The sequence below is a fragment of the uncultured Phascolarctobacterium sp. genome (genome assembly GCF_934190775.1).
Lineage (GTDB): Bacteria > Bacillota > Negativicutes > Acidaminococcales > Acidaminococcaceae > Phascolarctobacterium_A.
Map to the genome: position 1 here is coordinate 1 of NZ_CAKPTG010000025.1, position 21,555 is coordinate 21,555.

General features: G+C 46.3%; 21 protein-coding genes and 3 tRNA genes. 10 read left to right on the plus strand and 14 right to left on the minus strand.

Annotation, left to right across the window (positions count from 1 at the left end; translation table 11 throughout):
• Positions 1–111: 111 nt before the first annotated feature.
• The 8 genes from Q0G26_RS10760 to Q0G26_RS10795 form a co-directional block, all read right to left on the minus strand.
• A tRNA-Lys gene (locus tag Q0G26_RS10760) sits at positions 112–187 on the minus strand.
• A 2-nt stretch (positions 188–189) separates the two neighbouring features.
• Positions 190–265, minus strand: a tRNA-Gln gene (locus Q0G26_RS10765).
• 42 nt (positions 266–307) lie between these two features.
• Positions 308–383: transfer RNA gene (locus tag Q0G26_RS10770), tRNA-His, on the minus strand.
• A gap of 143 nt (positions 384–526) precedes the next feature.
• Positions 527–904, minus strand: coding sequence for a RidA family protein (locus Q0G26_RS10775; protein ID WP_363186084.1), 378 nt, complete (start codon positions 902–904; stop codon positions 527–529).
• Positions 905–926: 22 nt separating this feature from the next.
• Positions 927–1,814 carry an L-serine ammonia-lyase, iron-sulfur-dependent, subunit alpha gene (gene sdaAA, locus Q0G26_RS10780; protein WP_293830552.1) on the minus strand — a complete coding sequence of 296 codons (888 nt, stop codon included), beginning with the start codon at positions 1,812–1,814 and terminating at the stop codon, positions 927–929.
• Between the two features lie 10 nt (positions 1,815–1,824).
• On the minus strand, positions 1,825–2,490 hold the full coding sequence (sdaAB, locus tag Q0G26_RS10785) for an L-serine ammonia-lyase, iron-sulfur-dependent subunit beta (protein WP_293830553.1): 666 nt from the start codon (positions 2,488–2,490) through the stop codon (positions 1,825–1,827).
• A 9-nt stretch (positions 2,491–2,499) separates the two neighbouring features.
• The gene (locus tag Q0G26_RS10790) at positions 2,500–2,940 is read right to left on the minus strand and encodes a HutP family protein (RefSeq protein ID WP_009144430.1); all 441 of its coding nucleotides are present in this window, start codon (positions 2,938–2,940) and stop codon (positions 2,500–2,502) included.
• 48 nt (positions 2,941–2,988) lie between these two features.
• The gene (locus tag Q0G26_RS10795; RefSeq protein ID WP_293830554.1) at positions 2,989–4,431 is read right to left on the minus strand and encodes a sodium:solute symporter family protein; all 1,443 of its coding nucleotides are present in this window, start codon (positions 4,429–4,431) and stop codon (positions 2,989–2,991) included.
• 276 nt (positions 4,432–4,707) lie between these two features.
• Here Q0G26_RS10795 and Q0G26_RS10800 point away from each other — a divergent pair, with 276 nt between their 5' ends.
• From Q0G26_RS10800 to Q0G26_RS10815, 4 genes are all read left to right on the plus strand, one after another.
• Entirely contained in the window at positions 4,708–4,947 is a 240-nt protein-coding gene (locus tag Q0G26_RS10800) for a TIGR03905 family TSCPD domain-containing protein (protein ID WP_293830555.1), read from the plus strand.
• Positions 4,948–5,231: 284 nt separating this feature from the next.
• Positions 5,232–6,182, plus strand: a complete 951-nt coding sequence (locus Q0G26_RS10805; protein ID WP_293830558.1) for a magnesium transporter CorA family protein — start codon at positions 5,232–5,234, stop codon at positions 6,180–6,182.
• A 9-nt stretch (positions 6,183–6,191) separates the two neighbouring features.
• Positions 6,192–6,422 (plus strand): hypothetical protein, encoded by a 231-nt coding sequence (locus tag Q0G26_RS10810; RefSeq protein WP_210685092.1) that lies wholly within the window; start codon positions 6,192–6,194, stop codon positions 6,420–6,422.
• A 28-nt stretch (positions 6,423–6,450) separates the two neighbouring features.
• Complete coding sequence (locus Q0G26_RS10815) at positions 6,451–8,043, plus strand: helicase HerA-like domain-containing protein (RefSeq protein WP_293830560.1); 1,593 nt, start codon at positions 6,451–6,453, stop codon at positions 8,041–8,043.
• 63 nt (positions 8,044–8,106) lie between these two features.
• Here the strand turns inward: Q0G26_RS10815 and Q0G26_RS10820 are convergent, their stop codons facing one another.
• Positions 8,107–8,454, minus strand: coding sequence for a cupin domain-containing protein (locus Q0G26_RS10820; protein WP_293830562.1), 348 nt, complete (start codon positions 8,452–8,454; stop codon positions 8,107–8,109).
• Between the two features lie 242 nt (positions 8,455–8,696).
• On the opposite strand from Q0G26_RS10820, the gene thiS reads away from it, so the two are divergent.
• From thiS to Q0G26_RS10850, 6 genes are all read left to right on the plus strand, one after another.
• Positions 8,697–8,891 (plus strand): sulfur carrier protein ThiS, encoded by a 195-nt coding sequence (gene thiS, locus Q0G26_RS10825; RefSeq protein WP_293830564.1) that lies wholly within the window; start codon positions 8,697–8,699, stop codon positions 8,889–8,891.
• Positions 8,892–9,521, plus strand: coding sequence for a sulfur carrier protein ThiS adenylyltransferase ThiF (gene thiF / locus Q0G26_RS10830; protein WP_293830566.1), 630 nt, complete (start codon positions 8,892–8,894; stop codon positions 9,519–9,521).
• Between the two features lies 1 nt (position 9,522).
• Entirely contained in the window at positions 9,523–10,290 is a 768-nt protein-coding gene (locus Q0G26_RS10835; RefSeq protein ID WP_293830568.1) for a thiazole synthase, read from the plus strand.
• A 9-nt stretch (positions 10,291–10,299) separates the two neighbouring features.
• The gene (gene thiH / locus Q0G26_RS10840) at positions 10,300–11,517 is read left to right on the plus strand and encodes a 2-iminoacetate synthase ThiH (RefSeq protein ID WP_293830570.1); all 1,218 of its coding nucleotides are present in this window, start codon (positions 10,300–10,302) and stop codon (positions 11,515–11,517) included.
• Positions 11,510–12,088, plus strand: a complete 579-nt coding sequence (locus tag Q0G26_RS10845; RefSeq protein ID WP_293830572.1) for a thiamine phosphate synthase — start codon at positions 11,510–11,512, stop codon at positions 12,086–12,088. The genes thiH and Q0G26_RS10845 overlap by 8 nt, the downstream gene beginning before the upstream one ends.
• Before the next feature lie 141 nt (positions 12,089–12,229).
• On the plus strand, positions 12,230–12,757 hold the full coding sequence (locus Q0G26_RS10850) for an inorganic diphosphatase (protein ID WP_040564460.1): 528 nt from the start codon (positions 12,230–12,232) through the stop codon (positions 12,755–12,757).
• 179 nt (positions 12,758–12,936) lie between these two features.
• On the opposite strand, the gene alr is transcribed toward Q0G26_RS10850, so the two are convergent.
• From alr to Q0G26_RS10875, 5 genes are all read right to left on the minus strand, one after another.
• A complete protein-coding gene (gene alr / locus Q0G26_RS10855; RefSeq protein ID WP_293830574.1) occupies positions 12,937–14,055 on the minus strand; it encodes an alanine racemase in 1,119 nt (372 codons plus the stop codon).
• A gap of 156 nt (positions 14,056–14,211) precedes the next feature.
• Complete coding sequence (locus Q0G26_RS10860) at positions 14,212–14,355, minus strand: FeoB-associated Cys-rich membrane protein (protein WP_293830576.1); 144 nt, start codon at positions 14,353–14,355, stop codon at positions 14,212–14,214.
• Between the two features lie 38 nt (positions 14,356–14,393).
• Positions 14,394–14,651, minus strand: coding sequence for a hypothetical protein (locus Q0G26_RS10865; RefSeq protein ID WP_293830578.1), 258 nt, complete (start codon positions 14,649–14,651; stop codon positions 14,394–14,396).
• 114 nt (positions 14,652–14,765) lie between these two features.
• Complete coding sequence (locus tag Q0G26_RS10870) at positions 14,766–15,677, minus strand: hypothetical protein (RefSeq protein ID WP_293830580.1); 912 nt, start codon at positions 15,675–15,677, stop codon at positions 14,766–14,768.
• Between the two features lie 11 nt (positions 15,678–15,688).
• On the minus strand, positions 15,689–21,555 hold a 5,867-nt coding region (locus tag Q0G26_RS10875; RefSeq protein WP_293830581.1), incomplete at its 5' end, for a hemagglutinin repeat-containing protein.

Genomic DNA, 21,555 nt, shown 5'->3' on the forward strand with positions numbered 1-21,555 from the left:
TTTGTCTTTAATAAAAATAAAGTGCCGGTGGTCTCAATCTTATTTTAGATCAAGACCCCAACACTTATTATAGAACCGCCGTTCTTCTTACGAAGAACGGCCTTAAATTCGTGGTGATCCACCCGAGACTCGAACTCGGGACACCCTGATTAAAAGTCAGGTGCTCTACCAACTGAGCTAGTGGATCATTGGCTGGGGCGGCTGGACTCGAACCAACGCATGCGGGAGTCAAAGTCCCGTGCCTTACCGACTTGGCTACGCCCCAAGCTTATTAGTGGTTACTCAGATTTACTTAAATCTGAAAAGGTGGGGTGACTGGTGGGAGTCGAACCCACGCGTAACGGAGCCACAATCCGCCGTGTTAACCACTTCACCACAGCCACCATCTTGTTTCCAAGCTGAATAGCTTGGCGACGAATAGTATTATACTATATTCCAGGCAGTGCGTCAATAGCAAAATTTAATTTTTATAAAAAATTTTACGACAGTCAACAATCATCGCCTAAAATTAGACCGCAACTGATAATTAGCGGCGAGCAATTACTTCGATTTCTACATGAGCGCCTTTAGGCAGAGCAGCTACCTGTACAAAGGAGCGTGCCGGCGGATCAATCTTGAAGGTTTTAGCATAAACAGCATTAATAGCGTCAAAATTCTTGATGTCATCTACAAAAATAGTAGTTTTTACAACATCCATGAATCTGAAGCGTGCTTCCGTCAGGATAGCCTCAATATTGTCTAAAACCTGCTGAGTTTCAGCTTCGATAGAGCTTTGAACCATTTCACCGGTTTCCGGATTAATAGCAATCTGACCGGATACAAACAGAATAGAACCTGCCAATACAGCTTGAGAATAAGGACCTAAAGCTTTGGGTGCATTTGTTGTTGCAATAACTTCCATGATTAAAGTCTCCTTTGCTACTTTATTATTTACGGGCAAAGTATTTTGCTGCCCATTCTATAGCCGAAGGCGTTGCGGCCATACCGCCGCCTGCGGTTTCCTTCAAAGCACAGGGAAGCGCATCCCCCACGCTCTTCATGGCATCAATTGCTTCATCAGCATTAATAAAGCTGCTGATTCCTGCCAACGCCAGCTCTGCTGCCAACAGCGCCTGCAAAGCACAGGCTCCATTGCGTTTAATGCAGGGTACTTCTACCAGTCCTGCCACAGGATCGCAGACAAGGCCCAGCACGTTTTTAAAAACAACTGCTACTGCTGTACCTACCTGCTGCGGTGTACCACCCAGCATAGAAACAGCAGCACCTGCTGCCATCGCCGCAGCACTGCCGCATTCTGCCTGACAGCCACCCATAGCACCTGCCAGAGAAGCGCGCTCGTTGATTACCATACCGATACTGCCGGCAACCACCATGCCGCGCTGCAAGGTTGCAGCATCCAGTCCGCAGTGCTTTTTCAATGCGAAGAATACTCCCGGAAGTACGCCGCTGGCACCTGCTGTAGGAGCAGCAACTATACGGCCCATAGCCGCGTTGCACTCGCCAACTGCTGTAGCATAGATAACGGCATCTAAGGCCTTCTCGCCCAAAAGATTGATAAAGCCTTCAGCACCTGCAGCTGCAGCCAGCTTTTTGGCATCGCCGCCGGTCAAACCGCTATGGGAGCGTACACCTGATAAACCATGCTCTACAGATTTCTCCATGACGTCCAGCATTTCCTGCATCTTCGCCAATAAATCTTCCTGACTGCATTCCAGCTCACGCATATTGTAGTCTATGAGGAATTCATCTAACGGCTGTTGCCAGGCAACAGCCTCTTTAATCCAGCTGTTCAAAGACAGCATTTCTTTCTTCATGCTGCACCCCTTACAAAACACTGGCGATAAAACGCACCGATTCTATCTGCTGCAGCGCGCTGATAAGATTAATAATCTCCTGCGGTACTGCCTCATCACATTCAATAACCATAGATGCCATGCCACCCTTATCACTACGGAACAAACGCATGGTAGCAATATTTACGCCGGCATTGGCCAAGGTACTGGTAACCAGCGCAATAACACCTCTGGTATCAATATGCACTGTCAAAATAGCAGGCAGGCGTCCAGTAAGCTCCACAGGAAAGCCGTCGATTTCCGTAACCTGTACCTGACCACCGCCAACAGAAGAGCCGACGATATCACAACGGGCACCATTTTCTGCAGTCAGCTTGAAAAGCACAGTGTTGGGATGAGCCTTATTGCCCAAATCAATTTTATGATAAGAATATTCTAGGCCGTTTTTCTCCGCATAGCGGTCAGCCTGCGGAATGCGTTCATCATCCGGCAGCCAGCCCATCAGGCCAGCCAGCAGCGCCATATCCGTGCCGTGTCCCTTATAGGTCTCGGCAAAGGAGCCATGCAGATATATTTCCGCCTTTACCGGCTTACTGCCAAGAATGCTGGCAGCCAAAAGCCCCAGACGGACAGCACCGGCAGTATGCGAGCTGGAGGGACCAATCATCACCGGTCCGATAATATCCAAAATACTCATAGCGCACCTCTATTCATCACTAGCCAGCGAACGATGTGCCAAGCCGACACACAGCTCATTGAGATTCAGCACGCCAACGCCCATATAAATAGCAACACAAAGATGCTCTCCGGCGCGGGCAATACCGATTTTACCGCCGACATTGAAGCCAAAGGCCTTAACCTTCACCTGCTCCAAAGCTTCGTGCGCCGCACCCGCCACAGCACCCGCACCCACATGAGATTCGGTTACAAGTCCCTGACGCTGCGCAGCCACTACGGCACGCTCGACAATTTTTACAATAGAAGGAATGAATTCACCGCCAAAATCAACAGCTGTTGAACGAATACCATGCTCCGCCAGGCGTTCCTTTACCTTCGTTTCCTCCACACGACTGGAGGTCAGTGCGATACGCAAGGCAGCACGGCCGATTTCGATGCTGTTGATGCAGCTTTTACCACATTCATGCATGTTAGTCACACCCCTCACCAAACAATTTTCTATCAGCAGGCGCAGAGATTACTCGTCCTCTTCTGGAACCTCTACAACCTCTTTGATTTTATTTTTATCCAGCATTGCTACCAACAGGAAGGTAATAATGCAGATAGGCCATTCAAAGTAAATTACTTCGTTGGCAAAAAGCGGTTTGATGCCTGCCAGCGGACTGCCGGGAACAAACCAGAGAGCGATGCCGATAAGGCTCACCAGAGTAGTCCAAAAAGCAGAGCTGCGACGGCACAGGCCAGGAGCGAACATCGTAAAGAAGAATACGCAGGTCAGGCCACAGGTCATAGACAAACCGGCAATCATCGTCTTAACAATGCCTGCTGCATTAAAGGCAAACCACAGAGTAATCAGGCCTACAGCAAAAACGGACAGACGATTGATAATGACAAATTTATTTTCCGCAACAGTAGGATTAATAAAGCGTTTGTAAATATCATTGCTGAAGAGCGTAGCTGCACCCAGCAAAATAGTGCAGGCAGTAGATACATCCGCAGCCCACAAAGCAGCCAGCGTTACACCGCCAGCCAGTGGGTCAAGAGTCATAACAACCTTCGGCATAGCCAGTGCAGCCTGTGACAGTGGCATTTCCGGATACATAGCCTTGCAGACAACACCCAACACAGCGCAGATAAAGCCTACAGGGAAAATCATCAGGCCGGCCAGAACATAACCGTTGCGGGCAGCCTTGGCATTTTTCGCACCGCAGGCAATCTGTACAGGGCCCTGCGCAGTAATAGTCTGGGTAATCATAACGATAATCCAGCCAAGAATAGTAGCAAAAGCCAGGCCTGCTACCGGACTGCCCATAACCTCGGGGTTAGGCAGCTTGCTAAGAACTGCATCCCAACCGCCTACGTTGGATACAGATTGGATTGCAGAGTAGATAATACCGATATAAATCAAGGTAACGCTGACAATATTTGCCAGACCGCTGGACCAAAGACCACCAATCAGCGTAATACCGATAAATACCACGGCACTCATAATCATACCGCCATGGAAGGAGAAAATCTCCGGCAGCAGTGAGGACAAAATCGCACCGCCTGCCATGTACTGCAAAGCAGTAATAACGCACATAATGATAACCAGACCGATTGCAGCGATGGCACGGCCTTTAGTATCATAATAGAACTCAAAGAATTCCGGGATAGTGGAAACCTTCATAGAACGCAACTTGCCTGCTGCCAAAAGGCCCATAACAATAGCACCGATAGACCACGCGCCGTTATACCAGCCTGCTGCCAGACCAACGCTGAAGGCACGCTGCGCTACGCCGACTGTAGAAGCAGCACCAACTGCCAGACCGGTAACGTTGACCGCTACCAGAATCGTGTTCAGCTTACGGCCGGCCAGCAAAAATGCTGTCGAACCCGAATCAGCCTTGTGCTTAACCCACAAGCTGATGCCAAAAAGCAACGCGATGTACACTACGACAATTACCAACTGAATAGACATAAAAACTACACTACCTTTCTTCCATGCTACAAAAGCATAATACTTGTGCCGTAAGAATATAAACCATGCTACCATCCTACAACGTACAATAATTTGTCTTATATTATACCAACTTTTTTTAGTAAATTAAAGCTCCCGCCAAAACTTTTCTGCATCGGAAAAATTTACGAAATAAAATTTAGGTAAAATTTCGCCTGGCCAAGTGCAAGAAAAAGGATTTTATATATTTTTGTCGAATTGCTTAATGTATGTTGTAACACAATGGAGGAATGAAATATGTTTACTTATAAAACCAGCGGCGTCTGCTCCCGCGAGATTCATTTTGATATAGTTGATGGCAAGCTGCACAATGTAAGCTTTGACGGCGGCTGCCCCGGCAACCTGGCTGCTATCGGCAAGCTTGTAGAAGGCCAGGACGCTAAAGCAGTTGCCGATTTACTTAATGGCAATGACTGCCGCGGTCGTGGCACCAGCTGCGCTGACCAATTGGCCAAAGCCATCGCCGAGCATCTGTAATTTATAAAAATTGGTGCTTTATCACAAAGTTAATTAAGCAGGCGTGGGAGAAAGTGCCAGATGCTAGGCAATGGCGACGACGGCGTACTCCTTGTACGTCTAGGAGCCGTTGTGACGCAGACGGTGCTTTATCGCACATTGTTAAAATAAATAGGCGTGGGAGAAAGTGCCGGATGCTAGGCAATGGCGACGACGGCGTACTTCTCGTACGTCTAGGAGCCGTTGTGACGCAGACGGTGCTTTATCGCACGCCTGACAGGAAAGAGGAAAGGAGGAACCCTACTATGTACAAAATTTTAAAAAGTACCGACCAAGGATTGGACGAGCTGGAGCTGGAACATCTGGAAAAGGGCTACTGGCTTGACATAGTGGCTCCTTCTGTAGAAGAGCTGCAGGAAATAGCGGCAGCGACAAAAATCCAGATGGATTTTTTAAGCGCCGCACTGGACGAGGAAGAAAAATCCCGTATTGAAGTAGAGGATGACCAGATTCTGATTTTGGTCGACATTCCTTTTTTGCGCAGTAACAAGGATTATGACACCTTGCCTTTGGGTATTGTAGTAACTGAAGAAGGCATTGCCACTATCTGCTTGGAGCCTAACGCTGTAACTGCAGATTTCGGCACGCACAACAGCAAATTGTTCAGCACCTTCAAAAAAACGCGCTTTCTGTTCCAGATTCTTTATAAATCTGCTACTCTCTATCTGAAATATATCCGTATCATCATCCGCCGTACGGATGAACTGGAAATTCATCTGCGCCAGTCCATGGAAAACAGCGAGCTCTTCAATCTGCTTGATCTGCAGAAATCCTTAACCTACTTTTCCACCTCTCTGCGCAGTAATTCCATTGTACTCGAAAGACTGCTGCGTCTGCGTAATGCAACGCAGTCTCAGCATCTGATAAAGGTATACGAGGAAGACGAGGATTTGCTGGACGATGTCATCATCGAATATAAGCAGGCTGTAGAAATGGTTGAAATGTACAGCCACATTCTTAATAGCATGATGGAAGTTTTCGCCAGCATCATCAGCAACAACCTGAACCTGGTCATGAAATTTTTGGCATCCGTCACCATTATTTTGGCGATTCCTACACTCATCAGCGGTTTGTGGGGCATGAACGTACCTGTCCCCTTTGCTGAAAATCCCCTTGGCTTCCTTATCGTCATCAGCCTGGCGGCGTGTATTGCCCTGGGCACTGCCTTCCTGCTATGGAAGAAGCGAATGTTCTGAGGTTAGAAAATGTCTAAAGTTACCCAAGAAAAACTGCTCGCCGGAATTATTTTCGGCGATAATGATAACGAAGAATATATTTACCTGCCCGGCGGCGAGGTTGGCAGCGAAGCGCCTCTTTGCGTGCTGGAACGCGGCGGTAGCCGCGAGGACCTGCCTCTTGAAGAAGCGGCTCAGCAGGTTCATCGTCTTGCACTGCGCCCCTGCGCTCATCCGCTGTGGGGCAAGCGTTCGTACTAAATCATAATACCGCAAGGAGGACTGCAATATGTATATCCCTAAACTGCACAAAATCTGGCTTTGTCAAAACGACAAGGGCGGTATCTATATGTATCCCAAAATGGCAAATCGTCACGGCCTGATTGCCGGTGCTACCGGTACAGGCAAAACTGTTACGCTCAAGGTACTGGCAGAAAGCTTCAGTGAAATGGGCGTACCTGTTTTTCTGGCTGATATCAAGGGCGACGTTTCCGGTATGTGCCTGCCAGGCGAGGACAGCGAAGGCTTCCGCAAGCGTTTGAGAAATAAGCTTGGCCTGGAAACAGAATGGAAATTTGCCGGTTATCCGGTACGCTTCTGGGACGTTTACGGCAAAGGAGGCATTCCCGTGCGCGCAACCGTTTCGGAAATGGGACCTGATCTGCTCAGCCGTCTGCTGGAGCTGAACGAAACCCAAAGCGGTGTAATGAATATTGTTTTCCGCGTAGCAGATGACCAAGGCCTGCTGCTGTTGGATTTCAAGGATTTGCGCAGCATGGTACAATACGTCGGTGATAATGCTGCCCAGTTCAAAACAAGCTACGGCAACATCACTCCCGCCAGCATCGGTGCTATCCAAAGAGCTTTGCTGCGTCTGGAGGACCAGGGCGCTGACATTTTCTTCGGCGAACCGGCACTTGATATCAAGGACTGGTTTGCTACGGCAGAAGACGGCCGCGGTGTTATCAATCTGCTGCACGCTACCGAACTTTTTCAACGCCCTCTGCTCTACTCCACCTTCTTGCTGTGGATGCTTTCCGAGCTCTACGAAATGATGCCGGAAGCAGGCGATTTGGATAAACCTAAGATGGTCTTCTTCTTCGACGAAGCTCATCTGATTTTTAAGGATGCACCGCAATCCCTTTTGGATAAGATTGAGCAGATTGTCCGCCTCATCCGTTCCAAGGGCATCGGTATTTACTTTATCACCCAACAGCCGACGGACGTACCCGAAAGCGTACTGGCACAGTTGGGCAACAAGCTGCAGCATGCACTGCGCGCCTACACTCCCAAGGAACGCAAGAGCCTTAAAGCTACCGCGCAATCCTTCCGCGAAAACCCGGCATTAGATGCCGAAGCTGCCTTAGGTGAGCTTGGTACAGGCGAGGTGCTTGTTTCCATGCTGGATCCCGAAGGCATCCCTTCTATCGTACAGCGTGCCTATGTAATGCCGCCGCGCAGCTATCTTGGCGTGTGTGATGATGCCAAACGCCAGCAGCTGATTAAGGACTGCCCGCTCTACAGCAAATATGCTGAAGCAGTTGACCGTGAATCTGCCTACGAGCTGCTGACACAAAAGGCGCAAGAAGCACAGGCGGAAGCCGAAGCGGCAGCGAAGGCTGAGGCTGAAGCGAAGGAAGCAGCGCTGAGAGAAAAAGAAGAAGCCAAGCAGGCCAAGGAAGCGGAGCGTGCTGCCAAAGCTGCGGAACGTGAGCGCATTGCAGCAGAGCGTGCTACGCAAAGAAGCAGCGGCCGCCAAACCAAGAGCGTGTTGGACAAGGTATTTGACAGCGCCGTCAATTCCGCTACCCGCACAGTCGGTAACCAAATCGGCAGCAAGCTGGTACGCGGCATTTTAGGAAGTCTTTTCAAAGGTAAATAAAAAATTCAGGACTGACGCACAGCCAAGGCGTCAGTCCTTTTAGTTTATACATAAAAGCTATAATTATTTTTTGATGACCAGAGCCTGCAACAGCAAATCCTCGGCAGCATCTGCCGGATTGCCGATAGCATGACCTTCGCCGCTGGGACAGTGCACCTTATCGCCCGCATGCAGCGTCATAGCCTTGCCGTTATCGTTGTAATCGGCAGTTCCCTGCAGCACCACGATAGTTTCGCTGTTGCCGTCATGGATATGATAGCCAAGGCTGCAGCCCGGTTTAAGAGTTACCTTAGCGTACATTACTACGCTGTCATTAAGCATGCTTTCGTCAAGATAATGTTCAATAATTACGTCACCATTGCCACCGAAGCGGTTGGCGCAGATGTCTGTTTTGCTGTTTGTTATTTTCATAAGCAAAGCCCCCTCCTTTTTTTACTGCTTCCATTATATGCCTATTTCGTGCTACAGGCAAATATTTCTCTGACAGCATATATAGGTTATTTCCTTGACACTTACCGAGAAAAACATTATACTTATGCTAACAACTTCATAAACAAAGCTTAGAGTGAGTCTGAAATTTAGCTCATGAAGGGGTACACCACCACGGGTGTAGCTTTTTCATGAGCTTTTTTATTACCCGAAAGGAGAAAATCATGCTTATCAACGGAGAAGAAAAGGCCTTAGCCTGCCCTACCGCTCTCAGCGAGCTGCTTGCGCAGCTCGGCTATCGCGCTGCGTTTGTTGCCGTCGAGCTTAACAGCACTATCGTCAAGCAGGCAGACTTTGGCAGTACAACTATTACCGACGCTGATAAATTGGAAATCGTCAGCTTCGTAGGAGGTGGCTGAATGATTAGCAAGGAGGAAATCAATGCCGCACTTGGCAAAGGACTGACACAGGCACAGCTTGACACTCTGCATAACGCGCGCGTTGCTGTCGTCGGCCTCGGCGGACTTGGCAGCAATATCGCTGTCGCCTTAACACGTCTTGGTGTAAGCAATCTTTATCTTTATGATTTCGACAAGGTAGAGCTTTCCAATCTCAACCGCCAATATTATTTTCTTGACGATATAGGACAATACAAGGCTGACGCCCTTGTGAAGCATCTGCGCCAGATAAACCCCTACGCAGCTTTGCATTCACAGGTAGTCAAGGTAAATCAGAAAAATGTCCCCGCACTTTTAGGTGCCTGCGATATTATCTGCGAAGCGCTTGATGACGCTGCCAGCAAGGCTATGCTCGTAAGCACTGTTTTGAGCACCTGGAGCAACAAAAAGGTTATCGCCGGCAGCGGCATTGCAGGCTTCGGCAAAGCTGAAGAAATCACCAGTAAAAAAATCACAAAAAATCTTTATCTTTGCGGCGATGGCAGCAGCGATTTTCACGATTTACCGCTCTGCGGTGCACGCGTTGCACTCTGCGCCATGCAGCAGGCACTGCTTGCCGCACGCATTATTTTAGACTTGGAGGAAAATTAACATGACAAACGATACATGGACCTTAGGCGGACACGAATTTCATTCCCGTTTTATTTTAGGCAGCGGCAAATATTCTCTGGATTTAATTAAGGCAGCCGTAGAGCAGGCCGGCGCAGAAATTCTTACACTCGCTCTGCGCCGCGCCAACAGCGGTGCTCTTGCCAACATTCTTGATTATGTGCCGGAAAACGTTACCTTGCTGCCCAACACCAGCGGTGCGCGTAATGCCGAAGAAGCAGTGCGCATTGCCCGCCTCGCGCGCGAGCTTTGCCACACCGACTTTGTAAAAATCGAAGTAATCAAAGACAGCAAGTATCTGCTGCCCGACAACCATGAAACCCTCAAGGCAACAGAAATACTTGCCAAAGAAGGCTTCATCGTTATGCCCTATATGTATCCTGACCTGCAAAGTGCCCGCGACATGCGTGACGCCGGTGCAGCCTGCATCATGCCGCTGGGCGCACCGATTGGCAGCAACAAGGGTCTTTGCACCAAGGACTTTATACAAATTCTGATTAACGAAATCGACCTGCCGATTATTGTCGACGCAGGCATCGGCAAGCCTTCACAGGCCTGCGAAGCTATGGAAATGGGCGCAGCGGCAATCATGGCGAACACCGCGATTGCCAGCGCCGGCAACCTGCCGCTTATGTCAAGTGCCTTCCGCGACGCCATCAACGCCGGCCGCAAGGCTTATCTCGCAGGCTGCGGCAGTGTCCGCGACACTGCCAGCGCCAGCTCCCCGCTGACAGGCTTTTTGCATGATTGAGGTGGCAGCATGAAGAACGAAGATAAATTTTTCAACAACAGCATTTATGACGAGCAAGCAGCAGCCTTCAGCGAAAAGCAACTGACCGATTCGATGCAGTATCAGGAAGGCATGGAAATTATCGACTCCGATATTTTCGACAAGGTGCAGACTGCCCGTGCCGCTTACGATTACAACAAATACACCGAAGCAGACGTGCGTGCGGCACTCGCTCACAGCGAGCGCACGCCCGAGGACTTCGCTGCTCTGCTTTCGCCTGCCGCTCTGCCGCTTCTGGAAGAAATTGCCCGCGCCGCACAGGTCGAGCGCCAGCGTTACTTTGGCAATAACGTCACCTTTTTCACACCGCTGTATATAGCCAACTACTGCGAAAATTACTGCATCTACTGCGGCTTCAACAGTCACAATAAAATTCAGCGTGCCTGCCTGAGCAGCGAGCAGATTGCTGCCGAAATGCAGGCAATTGCTGCCACCGGCCAACAGGAAATTCTTATTCTTACTGGCGAAAGCCGCAAGATGAGTGACGTTCATTACATCGGTGAAGCCTGCAAGCAGGCACGCCAATACTTCAAGGTTGTAGGCGTAGAAATCTATCCGCTCAATAGCGATGAATACGCTTATCTGCATGAATGCGGCGTGGATTACGTAACTGTTTTCCAGGAAACATATAACAAGGATAAATACGCCCAACTGCATTTGGCAGGTCACAAGCGTGTCTTCCCCTACCGCTTTTACGCGCAGGAGCGCGCACTGCGCGGCAAAATGCGCGGTGTCGGCTTCGCTGCCCTGCTCGGCCTAGACGACTTCCGTCGCGATGCCCTTGCTACCGGCCTGCACGCCTACCTGCTGCAAAAGAAATATCCGCATGCGGAAATTGCCTTCTCCTGCCCCCGCCTGCGACCCATCATCAACAATGATAAGATTAAGCCGATGGACGTGCACGAGCGCCAGCTGCTGCAGGTTGTCTGCGCCTACCGCCTGTTCATGCCCTTCGCCTCGATTACCGTTTCCAGCCGTGAATGCGCACGCGTGCGTGATAACCTGATGCTGATTGCTGCCAACAAAATTTCCGCCGGCGTTAATACAGGCATCGGTGCGCACAGCAAAAAGAAGGAGCTGGGTGACGAGCAGTTTGAGATTGATGACAGCAGAAGCCTGCAGGAAATCTATGATGCATTGCTGAAAATCGGCCTGCAGCCTGTAATGTCGGAGTACGTTTATGTCTGAGCTGCCGCTGATTGCCGTTACAGACAGTGCCACCTGCCCTCGCCCGCTGGCTGAGCAAATAAAGCGCCTGACAAAGCTGACGGAGCTGCGTCCGCAGGCTGTTATCCTGCGTGCGAAGGCTTTAGACAAAGCAGCCTATCGCAAGCTGGCGCTGCAAGCACAGCAAAGCTGCGAAGCTGCAGGCATACCGCTCATTTTGCACAGCGATTGTCAGCTTGCACGCGAACTTGGCATAAAAAAATTGCATCTGCCGCTAGCACTTCTGCGCCAACTGCCGGCGTGCGAGCGGACGCATTTCACCTGGCTTTCCACATCAGTTCACAGCGTTGAAGAGGCAATCGAAGCACAAGCGCTTGGTGCCACTGTACTCATCGCCGGACACATCTACACTACGCAGTGCAAGGCAGGCCTTGCACCGCGCGGTCTTGGCTTTCTGCAGGCTGTCTGCAACGCTGTAAGCTTGCCGGTTTACGCCATCGGCGGCATCGGCTTCGATGCTGCGCAGCACGCCGAGTTTCTGGCGAATGGAGCACGCGGAGCGTGCGTAATGAGCGCATATATGAGGCTGTAATAACATTTGGTAAAAGTTATGCAAAATCGCCCTGCAAAAGTTGACATAGGCCTCCATAACATCTATGATTAAGAGAGGAATTTGTGAGCAACATATTTATTTCTGTCCCAAAGCACAAGAGGAGGCAAAAACGAAATGACTATGAATATCTGGCATGACATTGATCCCAAACGTATCTCTCCTGATGACTTTATTGCGGTTATCGAGATTCCCAAAGGCTGCAAGGTTAAGTACGAGCTGGACAAGGAAACAGGTCTGCTCAAAATGGACCGCATCCTGTACACCGCAACTCACTATCCTGCCAACTACGGCTTTATTCCCCGTACCTACGCAGCAGATAACGACCCGTTGGATGTATTGGTTTTATGCTCCGAAAACGTTGTACCGATGACCTTGATGCGCTGCTACCCCATCGGCGTTATCATCATGGAGGACAGCGGTGATATGGACGAAAAAATCATTGCGATTCCCTTCGGTGACCCGATGTATAATTCCTACAAATCCATCAGCGAGCTACCGCAGCATATCAGCGATGAAATGATTCACTTCTTCAGCGTGTATAAATCGCTCGAGGGCAAAAGCACCGCTCTTGAAGAGGCACATGATGTAGACAAGGCAAAGGAAATCATCAAGCAGTGCCAACAGCGCTATAAAGATACCTTTTGCTGAAAAATAACCATGTAAAAAAAAGGCTATTGCGTAAAATTGCTTACGCAGTAGCCTTTTTAAGTTGAAGCAGCTCCTCCGCCCACAAAAAAAGGACTGCCTTTCGCAAATGCGTCCAGCAGCCATAAAATAAGGGAAAGCGTATTTAGTTAAGAAGCAGCGGCTCACGCCAATGCTTCTTTTTAGTTGCCGCGTACATACTCGCGCGGCACACGCGGGCTCACGTCGCAGACAATTTCATAGCAGATAGTATTTGCCCATTCCGCAACCAGCTCCATTGGCAGCTCACGGCCGCCAAACACGATGACCTCGCTACCCAGCTTAACGTCCGGAATATCCGTTACGTCCAGCATCGTCTGGTCCATGCATACTCGTCCGATAATCGGCGCCTTTTTGCCGTTGACCAGCATATACCCGCGGTTAGACAAGCGGCGGCTCACGCCGTCGGCATAACCGATAGGCACAGTAGCAATAACACTCGGTCTCGTCAATGTATAGGTTCTGCCATAGCCGATGGTTTCACCGGGTGGCAATGTTTTCACAAAAGCAACCTGCGTCTTCACAGTCATAACAGGCTCAAAATCCTTGTAGCAGTCAATCATATGCGCCGGGTGCAGGCCATACAGGGTGATTCCCTGACGCACCATATCCAGCTGATATTCCTGCAGCTCCGTCAGCGCAGCACTGTTGGCGATATGACGGATAGGGATATGTACTCCCTCCGCTTCAATCAGACGCACCGCCTCCTGAAAGCGTTCAAACTGATAGGCAGCATACTGCTTATCATCGGCGTCAGCAGTCGCAAAGTGACTGAACACGCCCTCAATATAGATACCAGGCAAGGACGCTGCCAGCTTGGCAAACCTGCCGGCATCACGCACATGCACACCGATACGGTGCATACCTGTATCAATCTTAATATGTATTTTGGCTTTCGTATGCAGCTTCAAAGCCGCTGCATTCAAAGCATATAAGCGTTCTTCATCAAATACTGCATGGCTGATATCATAGCGCACACAGATTTCCGCAACCTCCGGCAGCATTGCACCAAGCACCAGAATCGGCGTTTCAATGCCGGCCTCGCGCAGCTTCACGCCCTCCTGCAGGAGAGCTACCGCAAAAAAGTCTGCACCGTTACGCGCTGCTTCCTGCGCTACGCGCACAGCGCCATGACCATAGGCATCTGCCTTGACGACAGCACATAATTTGGTTGTCGGCTTCAGATTGGCCTTAGCCATCTGCACGTTATGTGCAATTGCATCTAAATTTATTTCTGCCCACGCACCACGTTGAATATGCACAATGGCATCCTCCTAAGCTTATCGTCCATAAAATAAGCCGCAGGCAAAGCATCGTTGCTGCGGCATCAAACTTACCCTGGAATTTTGTTTAGCATACATTATATTTTACAAAACTCTAGTATTAGCATATAACCAACAGGGGATTTTGTCAATATTTTATTTTTTTATCGAGTTGCAGTTTTTAGCATGCGGACAGCAGGAACAGCCGTTGCACCCGCCGCGATACTTTTTACCGAAATAACTGCGCACTGCCAAAATCACCAGTACCGCTAACAAACCCGCAATAATATATGTTGCCATCAGTCTGCCTCACTTTATAATTATCAATATTTACTATATTAGACAGGAATTCTAGCTATAGTGTAAACCAAAATTATGCTTTTGACAAATGAATTCTTTGTGAAAGAGCGGCACAGACAGTTAATTTTTTTGCCTGCTTTTATTTTGCTGTAATGGTTGGTCAGGTCTTTGTCCAGATCAATGTTGATGTTACCGCTGGCAATGATATTCGCATCTGCAGTCTCTTTATCAATCTGCGCAGTCAAAATCTGCCTGTCAAACTTGCGCACTGCATCATAATAATTAGGTGCGTTCAAATGCGGTATCTTGTAGGAAATATCCTCAAGGCTTTCAGAGTTCGATGCTCCTACAAAACTTTTTTCTTCGCCGACACTAATAGCTTTGTTACATTTAGAATATCCATAATTCTATTACTGTAACGACGATATTATAGGCCCATCTATAGATAATATTTGCATACCTCCATCAAGATCATTTATTGTATACCATTCGCGGATGTCATAAGTATGTATGTTTTTTTCAGTAATGTAATACTGCTTATTGGATAATATAAATGCATTTCTATACCACGCACGTCCGTCATTCTTACCCCAAACAGCTCTTTGAGCACTTTTTAAATCATACAAATATATATCATTGTAATTGGTGGTATCAAGACAAAGTATTTCAGTATTTGAAAATTTCATAGGTGTATCCATTCCTTTAATAAATAAACCAATAGTATCATTTTCTATAAACGAGTATATATCACTCTTTTTCTCTTTCGTTGTACTAAACACTATCCTGTTACCTAAGGCAATGATATTTTCACCAATACCCGCAACTTGTATTCTTCTTTCCACACGGCCATTATTTAAGTTAAATATTTCTAAAAATTTTTTCTCTGTATTTCTATCATCCACCCAATAATATAATTTGTCATTACAATAATATATGCCAAAATATCTTTTATTTAAGCCATTTAAATTTTTAATTATTCTATCCTTATGATCATAAAATTCTTTAATGCTATAAGTTCCATCAATTTTGTTTTCAACAATAGCATACAAAAGATTATTATGTCTATCATAAGTTAAGAAATATACACTATCACCTTCTTTTAACTGATATAATTTTTCTCTATCAACTACATTTGCACATATAAAAGCAATATTTGTTATAAAGGTTTTAGATAACATGATTTTTATTTTATTAGTTTCTATATTACCACTCCATATGTATCCTTTATCTACATAAATAACTCTGTCTTCAGATATTTTGAAAGGTAACAAAAGATATATTAAAACTATAGAAGCAATAATAATTTCTAATTTTTTTTTCATTATTACCACCTCTACCTGTTTTTATTTATATAATCCACATCTGAAGCAACCAATGCGGGAATCCAATCATTTACAATAATATTTATTCTGGAATCATTTTCCCCCAAAGCACTCTTTAATACATCCATTGTAAAAGTAGTACAATTTCTTTTCCATAAAATGTAATTTTTATATGGTGAATCACTATTAAATCTATATGCACCATCTAAGTGTGCATTATTTGCAGTTTTTTCTGCCCAATAATATGCGTTATTGTTAATTATTTCTTTGAACACTTTTACAACTTTGGCAGCCTCTTCTGAAGTTAACTCTAAGACTAATTCTTTAGTTCCAGCATTAAGTCTTTTTTTACTTTCGAAATCTTTATAAATTACAACACCAGCTTCCCCGGTAGGACTTTGGATAACCATAGAAGATCCATTATCTACATATCTACCATAATTTATTTCTTCATTATCAACTACCAATGATACATGGCCGATCAAGCCTGGATATACAACGACAGATATTTTGCTAGGATTTTCTGATAGTTCATTATGTTTTGTAGCTAAACCTGCAATAACTGAGCCAATCCAGCAATTAAAATCTATCAAATCATTTGTTAAACCACCTACCCCAACACTAAGCCACTGCATTATTGCAGGATCACCGCCTGCAACCTTATCTATTTCTTCAATAACTAGCTTATTTATTCCAGCAGCGGTTGCACCAGCAAGAAAATCTCCCCCAGTAAGCTTACTCATAATCCCGCCAACAACTGCATGATAGAGTGCTTTCTGTTCGTTGCTGCCATCCATATAGTGAATCTCATTATACGCCAATTCACCAAACAAATTTGCTAATTCCTGGCGTTCTTCAATTTTTGTCTTATCAAAAATCTCGCCAAGCTTATTAAGGCTGTTTGCATTATCACGATTCAGCTTATTGATATCCTGCTTCTGGTTTTCCTTATCGCGAATCTCAATAGTGCCTTTACTGATAGTAGCTTTCGTTGTGCTTTCAGCTTCTCCGCTTGCAGGCATACCAATATCAGGTGTTATACCTTTTTCATTGTATTCTGCATCATTGTTTTTGTTTACTTTGATGCCAGCTCCACCTGCTTTATAATCCGCTTTGTTCTGAATATCTTCAAACGTCAACGTACCTGTCGAAAGCTTATTCTTGTCAGCATCAGCAGTACTTGAAATAATACCACCCTTCAAGTCAGTGTTATCTTCTACACGGATATCAAAGCCATCTTCGCCTGCGTAGATACCGCTCTGGTCTGTTACACTTTCATATTTGCTGTCAATTTTGCCTACGCTTGCGCTGCCGCTAATGGCTTTATTACTGCCAAGTCCAACGCTTACACCAACGGATTTATTGTTTTCCTTATAGCTGTTGCGTTCCTGCTTGCTTTCGATATTAAGGCTTCCACCTACGTTACCGGTAACCTTTTCACCGCTCAGATTGCCACCTTTAATATTCGTATCTTTACCGCTGGTAAAACTCAAATCTTTGTTGGCGGTCACATTGCTTTCGTTATAAGTTGTGCCATTTGCAGACACTTCTCCCTTTGACATACTGCCAGAAATGCTGTAGCTTGGTCCTTTGCCAAGTTCCAGGCTTGCGCCAACGCTCGCACTGCTGGATTTGCTGCTTTGCTCCGTATTATTCGTATTTTTAGACGCAGTTATATTAAGGTTTTCTTTAGCGTTTAAGGTAACTTCCTTGCCTTCAACGTTGCTGCCAGTGATATCAATATCTTTCTTCGTAGAAGTAACATTAACATCTCCACCAGCCTTTACTTCGCTGGCGTTAGCTACTGTTGTTGTGCTCTTGCTTTCACTCTTGCTCTTCGTTGTGCCAAGGCTGACATTAATAGACAAGTTTTCGTTTACCTTACCACCGCCATTGTTTTTAATATTTTTGATCGCTTTATCAGCATCCTTGTATCCTTTTACAGCAACTAAAGCACCAAGGCGTTTATCTTCTACATCTGTTACATGTTTTACGCTGTTCGCTGCGTTATTTACAACATCTACATAACCTCCGCCCACAGAAACACTCAGTCCTGTTCTTTTAAACTCATGCTTCTCCTGCGCATTATAAATGCTGTCACTGTTTTCAATGCTGACATTCTCGCCGGTGATATTGATATTCTTGCCTGCAACAACACTGCTGCCTTTAACGTTCGCAGCCTTATCAGCATCCAGGTTCACATTGCCTTTAACACTGCCAACTGTGCTTCCCACCTGCTCAGTGTTCTGGTTGGCGTACTGGTCCTTCTGCTTTTCCTTGCCAATGGTAAAGCCCAAGCCACCGCCAGTAAACACACCGCTCTTCTTTACAGATTTAATATATTCGCTTTCGCTTGTCTGCTCCGCACTGCCGATATTCAGATTGCCGCCGGTTTTTACGCTTACGTCATTATCTGCAACTACGTTGCTGCCTGTGATGTTCGTATCTTTTTTGCTGCTAATCGCAATTTCTCCGGCAGAAACATTGCTGCCGACAACAGTATTCTGCTTACTGTAATCATAAATATCCGTTGTTTTAGATGAAAGCAATCCACTGACCTTGTTGTGCTCTTCATGCAGGCGCTCATGGTATTCTGTTGCATTAGTGATATTTATATTATTTTCGGCAACCAGGTCGGCTTTTCCTGCTTCACTGGCTACGTTGCTGCCTTTTATATTTATATCTTTGCCACTTGCAATACTGATATCGTTCTTCGCCGCAATAGTCGTGCCTTTTACAGCTTCATCCACCTGCTTGTTATGGTTGTAATAGCTGCCGCCACGGTTGCCCACTTCGCTTTCCTCGCTGTACAAATCTTTGACAGCAGTCATGTTCACATCGCCTTTAGCATTCAACTCCACATCATTTTTTGCACTCACAATACCACCCGCAATGCTGATGTCCTTTTTAGCATTCAGGCGGATGTTCTCGCCACTCAGCGCACTTTGCTGGTGCTGCACGTCATGGATTTCTGCTGAAGAACTGTCATAAGCTACGGCAACATGCTTTTCATTCGCAACAGTAACAATATCAACATCGTTGGCGCTCAAAGTTACATTTTTGCCTGCAGTCAGATTTGCTCCTTTGTTAGTGATGCTGTTGCCTGCATCCAGCGTCAGATTCTGCCCAGCACTAATAGAACCAGTTGCCTCAATCTTTTTCTGGTTCAGCTCCTTATATTGTTTTTCGCTAACAGTTGCTTCGTTGGTAATGTTCTCCGCTTGTAACATAGCATCCACTTTTGCACGCATTGTACCGCTGTTAGTAATATTCTTTTCTGCTTTTATCTTCAGGTTTTCGCCTGCGATATCGCCTTTGTTGCTCACATTTTCTGCGCGCAAAGCTACAGTACCATCGCTCCTGATGTTACCCATGTTCTTGATATCCTGCTTGGAGTACAGCTCTACCTCACCGCCTACGATGAGCGCACCATCAGGACGCAAGTCTTCGCTGCGCACCTGTGACAGGAATACCTCCGGTACAAGAACCTTTTCGCCGTTGACTACTTCTTCCACCAGCCAGACAATATCTGTGGTCAGGCTTGCCATCTGCTCTGCTGTCAGGGCTACGCCAACCTTCAAATCCATTGCTTCCGCAACTACTGCGCCTGCGTTCATCAGTGCAGCAAACTGCTCCATATCGCTGCCGTAATCGCCAAGATATTTCTTGCCCGTCAGCGTACCTATCTGCTGCAAAACAAATTGCTGTTCAAAATAACCATCGCCAAGTCGTTTGCCAACCTTTTCCGGATCTGCCTTTACACGCTCCAAAAGGTAGTCACTGGAAAGGAACTCGTGATAATCAGCAAATTTCTTGTTTGTCTCAATAAGATACTTCGCCATTGCATCATCCGTCAGCTTAAAGATTTTGCTGTTGATATGCAGACTGGAAATATCCGGCATTTTATCGCCTGTTTGGTTATCCTTGCCTGCTGCTGCCTTATCATCAGCCTTTCCTTCTACGCTAGTAGATACATCCTGTTTTTCCTTATAAAGCTTTTCATCCGTAAGATGATTTTCTGCATCCGTCTTGAAATAATCATCACTTTCAGGCAAATCACCTACTTTTCCCTTTGCCTGATGTGTTCTGTTTACAATATCAACAGCATAAATTTTTACACCACTAACACCGCTCAAAAGGCTTAAGCGCTCGCTGTCATTGCCATCCTCATCACGCATCGTATGGTCATAGTAAGGAATCACCGTAGTACCATAAACCCAACGACATCTGATATGCATTCTTCTATGCTTTTTATACTTCCAATAATGGTAATCATTACCACGGTCATAATAGTGGACAGTCCCCTGATAGCCTACATTCTCCACCGTACCGCCAGCATTGACAGTTAAATTTTTTCCTGCCTTTATTTTGCTGTAATGGTTGGTCAGGTCTTTGTCCAGATCAATGTTGATGTTACCGCTGGCAATGATATTCGCATCTGCAGTCTCTTTATCAATCTGCGCAGTCAAAATCTGCCTGTCAAACTTGCGCACTGCATCATAATAATTAGGTGCGTTCAAATGCGGTATCTTGTAGGAAATATCCTCATGGCTTTCTTTAAAGCTTGTTTCAAAAATCTCCTTCTTGTTGACAAGATTCTTCGCCCTGATACTGATGTTCCCTTCACTTTCGATATCAGAGGAACGGTTCATAACTGTATCCTGTGCATTTAAAGACAAATCACCTGCAGCATTGATTAAAGAGCCTTGCTTTACGCCTGCTTTGTTCTGATTAGTAATATTGTTGGCAGAAATCGTGCCACTGCCGCCGACAGCAACCAAACCATCTTCGTTCAGGAAATCACCAATGCTGTTGATTGTCAGATCCTTGGTGACAAAAATATTACCAAGGTCTTTATTCGTGAAATCGTTTGAAGTGTTTATAACAGCATTTTTACCGATACCAAAATATGCACTGTCCTGATTCGTAAGATTGCCTAAATCTGCTTCCAGATTGCCTTGTACGTCAACACTTGCTTTACTGCTGCGCATTGTGTCAGCAGTTATTTTCGCATCCCCGCCGGTATGTAAATTAGCTAGGTTGCTGTTCAGCAGCATGCCTGCTTTTATCTCACCATCACCGGAAACATAAATATTGGCATAATTATTATTTAACGTATTGCTTGCTTCTAATTGCAGGCTGCCCTTGCTGATAAACGCGCCTTTATTAGTATTGCTGAAATCTGTTGCAGTTATTTTTGTCAGTGCGCTGCTGCCATCCGCACTGATTGTTGCACCGTCATCAGCAAATTTATTAGCAACAGCAAGAGTACCATTTTGCCCATAGTTAACCAGAGCAGTATCCTGATTGATGAAATCGGCTGCCTTCACGTCTAAATCATTGCCTGCTAAGATGATAGATTTATTATTACTAATAGACGCAGCAATATTGATATCCGCATCATTTCCGGCAGAAAGCAAGCTGTTATTAGTATTAGATAATTTTGCAGCAGAAACACTCAGAGCTTCGCCAGCTTTCAATGTAGCCTTGTCCTGCTCCACATCACCACTTACTGCAGCTGTTAAATTTTTCTGTGCTTCAATGTAACCCAAGCTGCTATTTTTAAGCGTACCAGCATTTATCTGCATATTTTCTGTCGCAGCAATCTTACCGGTGTTCTGCAGTAATCCATCTGCACTGATATGCAGTTCATTGGTATATACTTCACTCTTGTCTACCTGCAGGTTGTTCGTAAAGATCTCCAACTGTTTAGGATTGCGCGCATTCAGGCCATCACCGGCGATAAGTATATCACCCTTGTTGTTTCCAAACTTTAAATTACCGTCTGCCCAATTCGTTACTGCGCCTGTAGAGAGAACCACATTATCTGTGTTGATAAACCCAAGTCCGTTAACACTTATACCATTGGCATTGGCAA